The 14,509-nt window shown below is 50.4% G+C and carries 11 protein-coding genes; 6 read left to right on the forward strand and 5 right to left on the reverse strand.

From position 1 onward, the window contains the following. The first annotated feature begins 110 nt into the window (after positions 1-110). The 5 genes from ABC502_RS12285 (at position 111) to lepB (ending at position 7,055) form a co-directional block, all read left to right on the forward strand. Complete coding sequence (locus ABC502_RS12285; protein ID WP_345916075.1) at positions 111-917, forward strand: alpha/beta hydrolase; 807 nt, start codon at positions 111-113, stop codon at positions 915-917. A 399-nt stretch (positions 918-1,316) separates the two neighbouring features. Further along, positions 1,317-2,072 carry a hypothetical protein gene (locus ABC502_RS12290; protein WP_345916076.1) on the forward strand — a complete coding sequence of 252 codons (756 nt, stop codon included), beginning with the start codon at positions 1,317-1,319 and terminating at the stop codon, positions 2,070-2,072. A 113-nt stretch (positions 2,073-2,185) separates the two neighbouring features. Beyond that, positions 2,186-4,093: a hypothetical protein gene (locus ABC502_RS12295; protein WP_345916077.1), complete on the forward strand. Its 1,908-nt coding sequence runs from the start codon at positions 2,186-2,188 to the stop codon at positions 4,091-4,093. Next, positions 4,090-6,039, forward strand: a complete 1,950-nt coding sequence (locus tag ABC502_RS12300; protein WP_345916078.1) for a hypothetical protein — start codon at positions 4,090-4,092, stop codon at positions 6,037-6,039. The genes ABC502_RS12295 and ABC502_RS12300 overlap by 4 nt, the downstream gene beginning before the upstream one ends. Positions 6,040-6,221: 182 nt before the next feature. Beyond that, on the forward strand, positions 6,222-7,055 hold the full coding sequence (gene lepB / locus ABC502_RS12305; RefSeq protein ID WP_345916079.1) for a signal peptidase I: 834 nt from the start codon (positions 6,222-6,224) through the stop codon (positions 7,053-7,055). A gap of 105 nt (positions 7,056-7,160) precedes the next feature. Here lepB and fghA read toward each other — a convergent pair whose 3' ends face one another. Together fghA and ABC502_RS12315 are read right to left on the reverse strand one after the other, a co-directional pair. Then, positions 7,161-8,012, reverse strand: a complete 852-nt coding sequence (gene fghA, locus ABC502_RS12310; protein WP_345916080.1) for an S-formylglutathione hydrolase — start codon at positions 8,010-8,012, stop codon at positions 7,161-7,163. Between the two features lie 10 nt (positions 8,013-8,022). After that, entirely contained in the window at positions 8,023-9,141 is a 1,119-nt protein-coding gene (locus tag ABC502_RS12315; RefSeq protein ID WP_330088699.1) for an S-(hydroxymethyl)glutathione dehydrogenase/class III alcohol dehydrogenase, read from the reverse strand. A gap of 127 nt (positions 9,142-9,268) precedes the next feature. Between ABC502_RS12315 and ABC502_RS12320 the strand changes: the two genes are divergently transcribed. Beyond that, on the forward strand, positions 9,269-10,147 hold the full coding sequence (locus ABC502_RS12320; protein WP_330088698.1) for a LysR substrate-binding domain-containing protein: 879 nt from the start codon (positions 9,269-9,271) through the stop codon (positions 10,145-10,147). Positions 10,148-10,173: 26 nt separating this feature from the next. On the opposite strand, the gene ABC502_RS12325 is transcribed toward ABC502_RS12320, so the two are convergent. The 3 genes from ABC502_RS12325 to yrfG form a co-directional block, all read right to left on the reverse strand. Beyond that, positions 10,174-11,871 (reverse strand): M28 family peptidase, encoded by a 1,698-nt coding sequence (locus ABC502_RS12325; protein WP_345916081.1) that lies wholly within the window; start codon positions 11,869-11,871, stop codon positions 10,174-10,176. A 113-nt stretch (positions 11,872-11,984) separates the two neighbouring features. Beyond that, positions 11,985-13,670 (reverse strand): M28 family metallopeptidase, encoded by a 1,686-nt coding sequence (locus ABC502_RS12330; protein ID WP_345916082.1) that lies wholly within the window; start codon positions 13,668-13,670, stop codon positions 11,985-11,987. Positions 13,671-13,755: 85 nt separating this feature from the next. Then, a complete protein-coding gene (gene yrfG / locus ABC502_RS12335; protein ID WP_330088695.1) occupies positions 13,756-14,436 on the reverse strand; it encodes a GMP/IMP nucleotidase in 681 nt (226 codons plus the stop codon). Positions 14,437-14,509: the final 73 nt, after the last annotated feature.

Raw genomic sequence — 14,509 nt, forward strand, 5'->3', positions numbered from 1 at the left:
AACAAGTTGCTTAATTTCGTTCCGGCCACAAACAGCGTGGCCTCCACGGGACAGCCTACACTGCGTTTCGGCTTCCCATTAGCAAAGCGTTAGTGTTTTAAGGAGTTTTTTTGAAATTCATTTTGTTATCGTTCTTTTTACTGTCCTTTTCAGTGTTCGCAGAGCCAAAGTTTATACAGATTGGGGACTTTGAGCTGGAATATGAGATCGCTGGTAGTGGTGAGTTCACAGTCCTTCTTGAAGGCGGTGCAGGTGCTGGTTTATCTGACTGGGATCCTGTTTTTCATAAAATTGCTGAAAAAGCGACAGTTCTTCGCTACTCAAGGGTAGGCAATGGCAAGTCAACTGCAATAAGGCGTCATTTTACTTCTGACGAGTATGCTCACTATGCCAGCAACCTGTTACTAAGTTTAGGGATAACGCAGCCTGTCATCGTAATTGCTCACTCTTATGGCGGCAATGTGGCTAGGGATTTTGCCGCGGCTTACCCTGCTCAAATACAAGCACTACTGATGCTTGATCCGTCTTCGGAGCATGATGTGGATATTATGCGATCTATTGATTTAGAGCAGGCTAACAGAGAAATTGCTGCGGTAAAGCTTGCTGATATGGAAAATGGCATGTCAAACAACTACTTGGATTTTTGGAGTAAGAGACCTTTACCGAATTACCCACAGATCAAAGACATGCCTGTTACTGTTATTGCCTCGATCAAAAAAAATCCCAATCCTCCGCACTTACTTGCTAGTGATCAAGGTGTATTCAAGTGGGGTGAGACATGGAAACAATGGGCTGAAGCTTTTCCACAAGGGCGGGCTGTGTTAACAGAGATGAGTGGTCATTTTGTGCAGTTTGACGAGCCGGAATTAGTAATTAGTGAACTTACCCTAATTATTGAGCGGCTTATAAAACACTAACAATGCGTTCAAATCGTTCGCTTCGCTCACTGGGACTGGCTAAAGCCCGTCTTTTAGCTTAATCGTTAAGGCAACACATGTGGTCAAACATTTTCCAGGAACGACTCACCAACTACGAAAAATTGGTTCTGGCTGGCTCCCTAATATTGTCCGCAGTACTGTTCTCTTACGGAGTGTGGGCTATGGTTTCTGGAATATGTCATGTCGGCGGGAGAGGTAATCCACCCATTGGTACGATAGTTACTTTCCACGGTCTAGAAGCAAGACTATTGAGTAATATTTATACGGGCGGTGGAATAGCAATATTTGCGCATGCTTTCTTATCTAAGCTGCATTACAGCATTCGTGGGCGTCAATATGCGAAGCCGCTATTAGCGATAGGCGTTCTTCTACTAGCATTTGGTATGTTTAGTTTGGTGGCGATATTATGTTTTCCGCTTATCCGAGAGTTTGTGCCTTAACAAAGCGTACTACTTAAAATTGGCATTGATGCTTTTTAACCTTAAAGGAATTTTTTCTATGCTTAAGCCGTATTTTTTAATGTTATCGCTGTTTGCTCTGCTGTTGTTGTCAGCCTGTTCTAAAAATCCTTATGAAAATTTTCCTGGCCTTTGGGAACAGCAAGTTGGTCAGCGTGTTGAGGTTATTGAAATTACCCAGCAAGGCGACACGTTTTTGCTAAACGATGGGGTGTTAAACGCCGATGACCAGAGTAATTCAAACAGCAAGGTAACAGTATTAACAAAAGCTGAGGGGCAGCTAACGGTTAGTACCGGTTTTGGCAGTATTACTTTTGCGCTTATCGACGCTGATACCATGATTATTGCCGATCAGCGCTTTAAGCGTATAACGCCAGACAGGGTAGCGGAAATTAAAGCTGAGCTGGCGCAGCAAGCGCTGGAGCGGCAAAGAGCCAGACAACAGGCGCTGGATTTGCAAGAGCAAGAACGGTTAGCGCGTGAAGCCGAAAGGCAAGCTCGTGAGCAAGAGCAGGCTAAGTGCCAAACGCTGGTTGATGAAATTAATGATGAAATTGCTGCTATTAAAAAGTACAGCACTAATAACGCTAAGTGGACTGCGGAATACGAAAAAATTAAACGTACGTACACCGAAATAGCTAAGCAGTATAGCAATTGTAAGCCCGATTTCTTTTAGGATTTTGCGGTATGCGAGAGGTGAAACAGAGCGCTCTGCTTGGGATACTGGTTAGCGTTATGCTTGTTACTGGGTGTGTCAGCCGTGTTCAGCAAGTAAAACAGGAGCCGGCGATGATGGATCAGCGAGTGATGCAGGCGCATTTGGCGCAGATAAGAGCAAGCTATGTAGCCCGAACGCAGTTGATAAGACAAATAGAAGATACTGAGCTGGCCCAAATGTTATGGGACTACCAGCGAGGTAACTATTTAACCCGGTTGCGGCAGTGGCATCCCAGGCTATCTGGCTTTAGGGCGTTTGAGTATACCCAGCCCAGGTTGCTGCATTTGCATGATTATAGCGATATGGCAGAGATGACCGAGGCTTATCTGGCAAGCCTTAATGTGGTGAATAGCCGCGATCTTACGCTATGTGCCAACGAGGCGGGTAAACTGGGTTTTGTGTTTAACCAAGGATTCGAGTTTCCATTTCGTTATCGTTTGGCTTATCGCCATATGACACTCAGCAATGGCGATACCTGGCAGATCCCGGCGGTTGCTGATGAGCAAAAACCAAGCGGCCCTATCGTTCGACAAGGCGATGTGTATTGTTATCAGCAACCGGCAATGGCGAACGCACCGCAACCGGTAAGTGTTTCTGCTGAGTTTCGGGGGCAGTTGCCTGATGATGTGCTGAAGTTAACGTTCACCGCAGCGGATATTGGTAAAACCGTTGAAAAAGGTGGTTATCTGGTAACTTTGCAAGCTTTTGGACAAAACTACTACACCGTTGTGGTTAGCGCTGCAGACGACAAGCGCCGAAACATTGACCAGGTAGATTTGTTAGCCGAGGCGACTGATCGGCATGGTGAGTATATTGCGGATGCGTTGATTGAGCGACGGCCATCTATCCGCGAGCAAAAGCTAGAGGTGTTGCTGGGTGATTTAATTGCCCGCGGCATACAGGGAACACTAGATAAAGCAACGGCGGAGCATGAACTGCAAGCCCTGGATAACCGTATGCTTGCCGAAGAGGAAGGTAAGCTGTATTTGTTTCGTGGTTTTTTTGGTGTTATCGACAAAGCGGAGTTAACCCTGTTGGTATACAACGATGATAATCGCGGGGTTGTGCGTGAGTTAGCGCTGCCGGTTTATAATTTTGCTAATGTGCCTGCGGCAGGCGATGCAACGATGGATGAACGCTTGCAAGCATTGCCTGAGATGGCGGTTACTGCGCCCATTTATGATGACCGGGCTGAGCTTAGAACTACGTTGGTTGAGCTGGATGCGGCAAAGCTGGAGGAGCGCATTGAAACCTTGCAGCTGCTGCGAGCTACCACAAATGCTCAGATGATAGCCCCTGCAGAAAATGACGCCGCCGAAAAACAGTATCCGGCCGAAGTATCCTGGTTTTTCCCACCTGTGCAGAGCGATCTGTTCTTTCCAAGGCGCATGCGTTCTGGCCTTTTTGTGTTAACTAAACTTGATTTTTACGATAAAGACGACAAGTTGGTTAAAGATCCAACGCTGGGTATCGATCCAAAGCTAATTGATTATCAGAACGATATTTTTGGCTTTGAGGTTCGGGCTGGCATTGCGGCGCTGCCGTTTATGGTTGGGCGCGTACAGTATCGGCCAGAGATATTTTTACGCAGGCCTGCGCGGTTAAAAGGAGTATTGCCTATCGCTGTGCTGTTAAATCCGCTTATAGATCGTTTTGCTCCAGAAGCACTTCCAGCCGGTATAACCTTGGTGGGTAATCGTTTAGTTGTGGATTACAGCGTGTTTGAACCGCGTGAAATGGCCGATGATATCGATGAAACCGTTGAGCGCCAGCATGTGGTTTTGGTGCGGGATAACCACGGTTATTTAGCCGAAATTAAGCAGGAAACCTGGTATCACCAAGACGCTGAGCATAAGGCGGTAGACATTTACTATTTTTACGGTAAGCCAGAGACCGTTGAAATTTGGTACCGGGGTAAGCGGGAATACGTTGATTATAAATTTGATATTCAATTACTTAATGAGGATGTTGAGCGATGACTAAGTTTAAGCTGGTTGCACTTTGCAGTACGTTAAGCAGTGTGTTGCTGTTAGCCAGCTGTGTAGGAGGAAAAGATATGAAACAGGAACAGCAGAGTGTAAAGGCGCAGTTTGAACAACTGGCTGCGGTGAATGAAAGCCGTAAAGCGCTATTAGCTGGGCTTGAAGACCAGGCATTAGCCCGTCTGTTGTGGCAAGAGCAGCATGCCAATTACTTTACTATGTTGAATCTTATTCCTTTTCATATGGGGCCTGGTGAGTTTCAGTATACTCAGCCGTGGCTACTGCGCCTGCCAGACTATGCCGATTTCGCTAAACTTACCGATACCTACAAGCAAAGCTTGCTGGCAATGAGTGACTATGAAAACTCAGAGTGTATGAATTACGCCGGGGGCAAGGGGTTTAAATTACATGAAGGCTTTGCTTTTCCTTTTCGCCATTATTTGCACTTTTCGCAAATTACATTTGAAGATGGCCGCACTTTAGCGCTGCCCGATGCGGCAAACAACGAGCGGGCTACGGCTGATATCGCTCAGGTTAGCAGTGGGTATTGCTTTACATCACCGGTAACTGCAGAAAGCCCTCAACCGGCTACCGTGCAGGGTGAACTGGATATTGAATTGCCAACCGCACTGCTTGAGTTTAAGTTTACCGCTGCTGATGTTGGTAAAACTGCTGAGCAGGATGGCTATTTGGTCACTTTACTCGAGTTTGAAAATGGACGCTACGTGATAGAAGTGGATGCTAAAGAAAACGTACCGCTGAATTTTGGTAATAGAGATATCCTTGCCGAAGCCGTTGATTCGCATGGTCAATATCTTGCCTGGCGGGCCACGGAGCGCACGTCAACCCGCAACCCCCAGCGTATAGATGCCTTGTTAGAAAGCCTATACCAACGAGCAGAGCAGGGAACGTTGGATGAAACCGAAGCCCGTAACGAACTGACAGCGTTGCGTGATACATTGCGGGCCGAGCAGGGGCGTAAGTTATTTTTGGGGCGGGCGTTTAATGGTGTTGTTGAGCAGGCTCATATTACCTTGATGGTTTATGCCAGCGATAGCCAGCCAGTAAGCCATAAGTTGGAATTACCGGTACACAACTTTCCGCATCCGCAACGGGTTGACGATGGTAATTTACAGTTATTACCCAAGATCCCCCTTACTGCACCGGTGTATAGCACTCTGGCCGAACACCGGCTGCCTATTGTTGAGTTGGATAAAGCGGCGATGCAACAGCGGGTTAGCATGGTGCAGTGGCATGAAGCAGGCGAAGGGTTGGATCCGGAGCGGGAGCACTCTGGTCAGATTGGCTGGTTTTACCCACCAGTGCAAACCGATATCTTTATGTCACAACAAGATCGTGCTGGTTCAATTTATGTGTTGGCGACATTCGATTTTTACGATGCCCAGGGTAAACAGGTTGTAGCGCGTGAAGCAAACGAGCAAGAAAGCGAGCTGGTTGCTTTTGAATATAAACCGGCAGATAAGGGGCTAAGCTCGGTGTATTCACGCATGTTCGGGCGGCTGGAGTATAGCCCCGAGCGCTTTACTAATACACCAGTACGGGTGAAAGGGTCTTTACCCGTTCTTGTTGCACCTAATTTAAACAAACAAAGCTACACCACAGACAACTTGCCTAAGGGCATTCGGTTAACGAGTAACCAGTTGGTGATCGACTACGCTGTGTTTACACCACTTGAAGTAGCAGAGGTAAGCGATAACCGGACAGAGCGCAGAAATCAGGTGTTTGCTAAAGACGAGCATGGTTACCTGGTAGAAATGGTTAAACAAACCTACTTTCATCATCAACCCAAGCGAACACCAGTAGATGTTTACTATTTTTATGGGAAGCCAGAAACTATAGAAATTTGGTACAGAGGAAAGCTAGCGCCAGTTGACTATGAGTTTGATATTGAACTAGTGAATGACGGCATTCAGGTTCAATAGATTGTTGCACCATATCATGCTCTGACAAGCGCAATAGTGCTTTCTGGCAAAATACCATTCCAAATAACATCTGGAAGGACTTTTTGGTCAAAAGCATAACAAACAAAAATTATCGCCAGCAAAAAGCGCTGGCTGCGACGTCAACCTGCTGCATGGTTGGTGTACGAGATTAAGGTGGTAATTTGAGTATCAACTGGAAGCCGAAGGCATGGATTGCAATACTTTTAGGTGTAATCCTGCAGGCGTTCACATTTCTATATTTAAATAGGCCAAGGTTATTTTGGCTCTATTTTCTTCTCTCTTGCGTTGTTTCATTCATTGACTGGAAGTATCAAACGCTATTTGCAGCCATTTTTTCAATAATCTGCCCACTGCATGCGTATATTGTTGTTAAGAATTTTAAGGGGGCAAGTGAGCGAGGTTGGTACTCCAGGTGGTGGGGCATCCCTGTTATCTATGCAGTGTTTTTCTCAGCAGTCTTTCTGTTTCGCTCGTTTCTTTACGAGCCTTTTCTTTTTCCCTCTGCATCAATGCAGCCAACAATAGAAAAGGGAAACCATCTCATTGTCAAAAAGCCAGGCTACAGAACATATGGCACCTACGGCGTGTCCTTGGCGGGTGGGAAAATAGCTTCAACGGATCTCATGCAAAGAGGGAAATTGTATGCATTTTACCCTCCTGATAAAGAGGTTCCTTTCGTTCAGAGATTAATCGCTCTTCCTGGCGATAGAGTTGTTGTCAAAGGCAATGACATCACTATTAATGGCGCTGTCTTAGCCACTAATCTACTGTATGAAAAAGATCAACTAGAGGTCTATGAACAGCAGCTGGATGGCATCACGTATTTAATTCAACGAATGAAAATGCGCCCGGCCAGAGATATGGCGGGAATAGTGGTTCCTGAAGAAAGCTATTTCTTCATGGGTGATAATAGAGATAACTCAACAGACAGTCGATTTTGGGGCTATGTGGCCAGTGACAGTATTATTGGGGAGGTCGTTTATATCTTCAAATAAAAGCCGAACAGATATCGGGGCTCTTTTTACTCAGGCTCCATGAGTGCCTGCTGCTGTCAGCATCCTTGCTGACAGCATTTATCACGGTTCGCTCGATTTGCTGCCTCAGGATTGAGGCAACAAATAACGGCCATGAAAACGCAGGTGGTCTTCAATAAAGCTGGCAATAAAATAGTAGCTGTGATCGTAGCCGGGCTGAATACGCAGTTCGAGTTCGGAGCCGCTGCTTTGGCTTGCTGTTTGCAGCGCTTCGGGCTTTAGCTGCTCGGCCAGAAACTGATCGGCATCGCCTTGATCGACCAGGATCGGGAGTTCAGCTTTTCTCCTTGCCAGTAAGACCGAGGCATCGTAGTTTTGCCAGTGGCTTTCATCCTTGCCAAGATAACCCGTCAGCGCCTTTTGGCCCCAGGGGCAATGGATGGGGTTGCTAATAGGCGCAAAAGCCGAGACCGAGCAATACCGGCCGCTTTCCCGAAGAGCGATCACCAGGGCACCATGCCCCCCCATCGAGTGGCCGGAAATGGAGCGCTTGGGACTCAGTGGCAATTCGGCCTCAACCAGTGCAGGCAGCTCTTTGGCGATGTAATCGTACATCTGGTAGTGGCTGGCAAAAGGCGCTTCGGTGGCATTGACGTAAAAGCCTGCGCCCAGGCCAAAGTCATAGGCTCCTTCCGGGTCATCCGGTACCTGCTCGCCGCGTGGGCTGGTATCCGGGATCACCAGGGCAATGCCAAGCTCAGCGGCAACCCGCTGAGCACCGGCTTTGGCGGAGAAGTTTTCATCGGTGCAGGTGAGCCCGGATAGCCAGTACAGCGCTGGGACGTCCTTTTGCCCGGCCTGTGGTGGCAAATAGACAGAAAACTGCATCCGGCAATTCAGCGCCTTGGAGTCGTGGGCAAAGCGCATCTGGCGGCCGCCAAACAGCCGCTGATCGCTGATTTTTTCTAAAGCTGGCATGCGCAGCTCCTTAAAAGTGGATCACGGTACGAATCGACTTGCCTTCATGCATCAAATCAAAGGCTTCGTTGATCCGCTCCAGTGGCAGCGTATGGGTGATAAAGGTATCCAGCTCGAACTCACCGGCCAGATAGCGCTCCACGTAATCCGGCAGCTCAGAGCGGCCTTTCACCCCGCCAAAGGCAGTGCCGCGCCAAACCCGGCCGGTCACCAACTGGAAGGGGCGGGTTGAAATTTCCTGGCCGGCACCGGCTACCCCGATGATCACCGACTCCCCCCAGCCTTTGTGACAGCACTCCAGCGCCGAGCGCATCACCTGCACATTGCCGATGCACTCAAAGGAGAAGTCGACGCCGCCATCGGTCATCTCCACGATCACCTCCTGAATCGGCTTGTCGTAATCCTTCGGGTTGACCACATCGGTCGCGCCCAGTTGCTTAGCGATGGCAAACTTGCTTTCATTGATATCGATGGCAATGATGCGGCTGGCTTTGGCCATCACTGCACCGATAATAGCCGACAGGCCAATACCACCTAAACCAAACACCGCCACGGTATCACCCGGCTGTACTTTGGCGGTATTCATTACGGCACCCATACCGGTGGTGACGCCACAGCCCAGCAGGCAGACTTTTTCCAGCGGCGCTGTTTTGTTGATTTTGGCCAGCGAGATCTCGGGCAGCACGGTGTACTCGGAAAAAGTCGAGGTGCCCATGTAATGGTAAATCGGCTTGCCGTCTTTGGAGAAGCGGCTGGTGCCATCCGGCATCAGGCCCTGGCCCTGAGTAGCCCGGATGGCCTGGCACAAGTTGGTTTTACCGGATAAGCAGAATTTGCATTTGCCGCACTCTGGGGTGTACAGCGGAATGACATGGTCGCCCACTGCTACCGAGGTAACGCCCTCACCAACGGCCTCCACAATACCGCCGCCTTCATGGCCCAAAATCACCGGGAAAATGCCTTCCGGATCATCACCCGACAAGGTGTAGGCATCGGTATGGCAAACGCCGGTGGCGATGATGCGCACCAAGACTTCACCGGCTTGTGGTGGCATTAAATCAACTTCTTCGATGGAAAGTGGCTGGCCCGGGCCCCAGGCCACCGCCGCGCGGGTTTTAATCGGTTGCATACTCTGTTCCTGTAATGATTACTTTTTTGTTGTGTTGTAAGTCTAGCGCATTGTAATTTTTCCTGATTGCAGGATAATCCGGTAGTTTATCAAATCAGTTTTGCATTTATGCAATAAATGGTGCTGTATGAATGATTGGCAGGGCATTAGTGAGTTTGTCGCTGTAGCGGAGCGGCATAGCTTTACCGCAGCAGCCAGGCAACTGGATTGCTCGGTCGCGCAAGTCAGTCGCAATGTAGCGGCGCTGGAGCAGCGGTTGGGGTTAAAGTTACTGTTTCGCTCTACCCGCAGCGTGACCCTGACCAAAGAGGGCGAGTTGTATCTGCAGCATTGCCGGCACCTGGTGACGGGTTTGCAGGAAGCGAATCAATTGTTGGCCGATTTTAGTCAGACCCCGCGGGGGCGTTTACGGATCACGGCTCCGGTCTATTATGGCGAGTACCGCATTGCGCCTTTGTTGCACCAGTTTCTTCTGCAGTACCCTGAATTGGAGTTGCAGTTGCAGCTAAGTAACGAACGGCTGGATCTGATTCAGGGCAGTTATGATTTAGCGATCCGTTTAGGCCAGTTGGAGGATTCCAGTCTGATTGCCCGGCGGCTGACCCGGCGGCAGTTGCGTCTGGTGGCTGCACCAGATTATCTGCAACAGTATGGTTGGCCTGAGTCATTGGCGGAACTTAGCCAACATCAGTGTTTACCCGGTACTTTAGAGCATTGGCGCTTTAGGGAGGCAGGGAAAACGATCAGCTTTCGTCCGCGAGGCCGGGTGCAGTGCAACAGTGGTTTAGCACTGCTGGATGCCGCACAGCGGGGGCTAGGTCTGGTGCAACTACCGGACTACTACGTAGATAGTCCCTTGCAACAGGGCAGTTTGCTGGAGTTATTACCTGAGTTGCAGCCAGAGCCGGAAGGGATTTGGGCGCTGTATCCAAAAAACCGCCACTTAACGGCCCGGGTGCAGCTGCTGATTGAATATTTGCAGCAGGCCTTACCGGCCACAGCATAAGCTGGTGGCATGATCGATAACCCTGGCTAGCGGCTATTTTCATCCAAGACCTGGTCGTGTTGGCTGGGTGCGTGCTGGTTCGGACCTGAAGGGTGAAAAAAGCTCTCTCTGTGCCAGTCGGGTTGCTGTCGGTCATTGGCCAGCTCAGCAATCAAATGCAGCAGCACCCGGCTTAACCGGGCTCCTTCATCGTAATAAATACCGCCAAACGCAGCGGTCAGTCCGGCGATGGAATCACTGGGCTGGTGGTAATGCTGGCTGAGGTAGCGTTGCCAGATGGCACGACCATCGATGTTGGGATCACGGGATTGCTGACCTACCATCAAAAACAATGCCGGGATGCCCTGCTCAACAAAGCGGTAGTGATCAGAGCGGGTAAAGAGTGCTTGCTCCGGCAGCGGATCTGGGCTGATGGTTAAAGCCTCCAGTGCAGCCGCTCTGGTGACGGCATCGCCTAAGCTGGAATGGTCGGCACCATAGGCCAGCAAATCGGCGAGTGGAAACAGCAGTAGCGGCGCATCAATATTCAGGGTTGCAATCACCCGCTCAAGTGGCACCGGTGGATTCTGTACAAAGTAATCGGCACCAAGCAAGCCCCGCTCTTCCGCGGTTGGAAATAAAAACAATACGGAGCGAGCTGGTGCAGGTCCCGCTGCCAGCACCCGGGCCGCTTCCAGCACGATGGCAACGCCGGCAGCATTGTCGATGGCACCATTGTGAATGGCAGCTTGCTGCGGATAGCGCAGGTTCTGGTTTATCCCAACATGATCACTATGGGCTGTGACCACCAGATAGTCATTTCTCAGCTCTGGATCACTGCCTGGCAATACCGCCAGTACATTCGGGCTTTCAAAGCTTTGGTGCCGGCTGCGTCGCTCCAGGGTTACACTATTATTTAGCGCAAAACCGCCAGGCAGTTGTTGCTGCTCGACCAATGCAAACACCTCACTGGCACTAAGTGGAGCCTGCTGGAAAAAGGGGGCTGCTGCATCGTGATGCAGATAGGCTTCTGCCGAAAATGCGTGGGTATTGGTTCCCGGGACTTGCTGTTCGGTTAACCAGCTCATCATCGGAGCCAGACTAAAATGATGCAAAAACAGCTGGTAGGGCTGAACCTGTTGCTGCTTTGGGGTATACAAATAAATCACACCGATAGCCCCCCGAGCTTTGGCCTCTTGCAGCCGTTGTTGGCGCAGGTGGGCTATCTCATCGGCGGGCAAGTGCTCGGGTAAGCCAGTGAGCATCATCACCAGTTTGCCGTTAATATCCAGACCGGCGTAGTCATCCAGTCCATAGTGGGCCGAAACCAGGCCATAGCCAACAAAGACTACCTCGGCAGTGACTGCTGATTGCTCGGCCCAGAGATCAGGCAGTAAGAAATAATGCTGTGGTGTTTTGAATACATGGTCACCGTCCGGCAGATGCAGCACCATTCGATTGTATGGCTGCAGCAGACTGCTTTGGCGAATAGGGACCTGTTGTTGGAAGTCCTCGTAGCCCGGCAAAGGCTCTAAACCAAAAGCTTGCAATTGACTGGCCAGGTAACGGGCGGCAATTTGATGACCCCGGCTACCGGTTTCGCGCCCTTCCAGCAGGTCATCGGCCAGAAACAGCATATGACCGGCAATGCGGGCCGGCTCGGGTTGGGCAGAATAGCTGGCTGGGTGCCAACCGACACCCAGTATCCAGCCAAAAAATAGAAGGTAGCGTAATGAAAAAGGCATAGAGTTAATTTTCAATCAAAAATTAACTCTATCCTGTAACGGTCATCAATATCAAATGATACTGTGCTGTTTACACAAAAAAACGGAATGCAGCCACCCGTTCACGCTGCAGTTTAGTCGGCCGTAGTTCTGCTGTTTTGTTGGGTATGTGGCTGCCCGACCACATCATGGAAGTAGCTTTGTTGCAGCCAGAAAGGCCGTGCCGGGTCGTTGGCTAAATCCAGCGCAATGTTAAAGTTAATCTGAGTGAAAATAGCGCCGAAATCGTAACGAATAGGCCCATATTCCCGGGTTAAATCGGCTATGGAGTCGGTCGGTTTATGGTAATGCTTACTAAAAAAGCTACCCCAGATAGCGGCAGCATCCTGCTTTGGATCCTGCGATTCGAAGCCGGTCATTAAAAACACCGCCGGAATGCCCTGACGTACCAGCGTGTAGTGATCGGAGCGGGTGAAAATTGCTTGTTCCGGCATCGGATCCGGACTCAAGCGAATGCCTTCCCGGGCGGCTGCGCGCTCTACCACTGGGCCAAGCGAGGAGTGATTGGCACCAAAGGCAATCAGATCGGCAAACGGATACAGCAATACCGGCATGTCCATATTGACGTTGGCAATCAGGTTTTCAATCGGCCGGGTTGGGTTGTGGGCATAGTAATCAGCCCCCAGCAGACCCTTTTCTTCACCGGTCACGACCAGAAACAAAATGGAACGTTTTGGAGCCTGCTGAAGCTCGGTAAACATGCGGGCGGTTTCCAGCAAAATGGCGACGCCGGCGGCATTGTCCATAGCACCGTTGTTGACTCTGTTGTCGCTGCGTACATCCTGGATCATGCCAATGTGATCCGAATGCGCGGTCAGCACCACGTATTCATCACGTAGGCTTGGGTCTGAGCCTGGCAGCACTGCTACTACATTGGGGCTGCTGATGTCATCGTGCGTGGACTGCCGGCTTAAGGTTGCACTGATATTGAGTGCAAAGCCTTGTGGCATTTTCTTCTCATCCAGCATGGCATACACACTGCTTAGCGACGTGCTTGCCTCGGCAAACAAGGCTTCAGCTGCTTCATGGTGCACATAAGCGCCACCGCGAAGCTGTCGTTGTACCCCACCTGGCTGGCCATCGCTATCCAACCAGCGCATGGAAGGAGTGTTCAGGTACAAAATGCTGTTGGCATAAGGTCGCACCGCTTCACGCTGTGGTGTGTGAATGGTAATAATGCCAATTGCGCCTTGCTCAGCGGCAAAGCGGCTGCGTTCGCGGCCTAAATGCGCGGCTTCTTCGCTTGGAATATGTTCTGGCAGGCCCGGCAGCATCACGGCAATTTTACCGCTCAGATCCAGTCCCTGGTAATCGTTAATACCAAACTCTTCGGAAATCAGGCCATAGCCGACAAACACCAGCGGTGCTGTGATGCTGGATTCAGTGGCTACCGGATCGGCACTGCTGAAAAAAGCTTTCGGGTAGGCCAGTTCCTGATCGCCATCGGCAGTATGCAGCACCATGCGGGCACTGTTCGGTACTAAGCGACTGCTACGCAGCGGCACCCGCTGGAAGAAGCTGCCGTTATCACCGGCCGGTTCCAGGCCCAGCGCCTGCAATTGGGTGGCAATGTACAAAGCGGCGATTTCATGGCCACGGCTGCCGGTATCCCGGCCTTCCAGCTCATCCGATGCCAGAAACAGCATATGGCCTTCAATAGCAGCGGCGCTGGCTTGCGGCTCGGAGCGCTCCGTGGTGGATAGCGAACTACAGCCAAGCAGCAACAGGCTGGCAGCAACAACAACACTAAAATAATTCATAACTACGGACTCTGTTTGAGTGATCGCGGTTTTATACGCAGCAAGACGGCGAAAGACCAGTCAAAATCGGTCAATCGCCAGACAGTTACGCCTGATGACGCGGTGTGGCGGCAATCGCAGCCAGCAATTGATGATAATCGCTAATGGCCGGGTATTGTTCAATGGTACGCAATGCCTGCTGGCTATCCGGGTTAGCGACGGCCAGCAAATGGCGGATGCCAAATTCATCGGCGGCTTGCAAAATTGGCAGGCTATCATCGACAAACAAGGTACGGGCAGGGTCAAAACCCAGCCGGTCTTGCAGCTTTTGCCATAAGGCCCAACTTTCTTTGGTGACACCAAATTCATGGGTGGAGATGAGGTTTTCGATGTATTTGGCTAAGTCGGTTCGCTCTATTTTTAATGACAGGCTATCCGGGTGGGCATTGGTGACCAAAACGATGTGACGGCCGCTGTCTTTTAACGCCGATAAAAAGGCCGGCACATCCTCACGCATACGGATTTTGTCCATGACTTCACGTTTTAGCTCGGTGATGGGCAGTTGCAGCCGTTTGCCCCAGTAGTCCAGACAGTACCACTCCAGCTTGCCGGTCAGTTCCGCGTACTCTGCCTGCAACTCGGCCTTGGCTTGAGCAAGGGTACGGCCACTGAGCTCAGCCCAGCGCTGGGGCAGGTGCTCTAACCAGAAATAGTTGTCAAAGTGCAGATCCAGCAGGGTGCCATCCATATCCAGTAAGACGGTATCAATTTGATCCCAGTTCAGCATCGTTTTTTCCTGTCATTCGTTTTATCATGGGGCTAAGTGTATTGTTGTATGCACATCAGCCGCCTGGCGGTGC

The organism is Alkalimonas sp. NCh-2 (assembly GCF_039631345.1).
Taxonomy (GTDB): Bacteria; Pseudomonadota; Gammaproteobacteria; order Enterobacterales; family Alteromonadaceae; genus Alkalimonas; species Alkalimonas mucilaginosa.

What these genes read in the sequence shown, in the direction of transcription:
- ABC502_RS12330 (WP_345916082.1), bottom strand. Translation starts at nt 13,670, where the DNA reads ATGAATTATTTTAGTGTTGTTGTTGCTGCCAGCCTGTTGCTGCTTGGC.
- ABC502_RS12320 (WP_330088698.1), top strand. Translation starts at nt 9,269, where the DNA reads ATGAATGATTGGCAGGGCATTAGTGAGTTTGTCGCTGTAGCGGAGCGG.
- yrfG (WP_330088695.1), bottom strand. Translation starts at nt 14,436, where the DNA reads ATGCTGAACTGGGATCAAATTGATACCGTCTTACTGGATATGGATGGC.
- ABC502_RS12315 (WP_330088699.1), bottom strand. Translation starts at nt 9,141, where the DNA reads ATGCAACCGATTAAAACCCGCGCGGCGGTGGCCTGGGGCCCGGGCCAG.
- ABC502_RS12295 (WP_345916077.1), top strand. Translation starts at nt 2,186, where the DNA reads ATGATGGATCAGCGAGTGATGCAGGCGCATTTGGCGCAGATAAGAGCA.
- ABC502_RS12325 (WP_345916081.1), bottom strand. Translation starts at nt 11,871, where the DNA reads ATGCCTTTTTCATTACGCTACCTTCTATTTTTTGGCTGGATACTGGGT.
- fghA (WP_345916080.1), bottom strand. Translation starts at nt 8,012, where the DNA reads ATGCCAGCTTTAGAAAAAATCAGCGATCAGCGGCTGTTTGGCGGCCGC.
- ABC502_RS12300 (WP_345916078.1), top strand. Translation starts at nt 4,090, where the DNA reads ATGACTAAGTTTAAGCTGGTTGCACTTTGCAGTACGTTAAGCAGTGTG.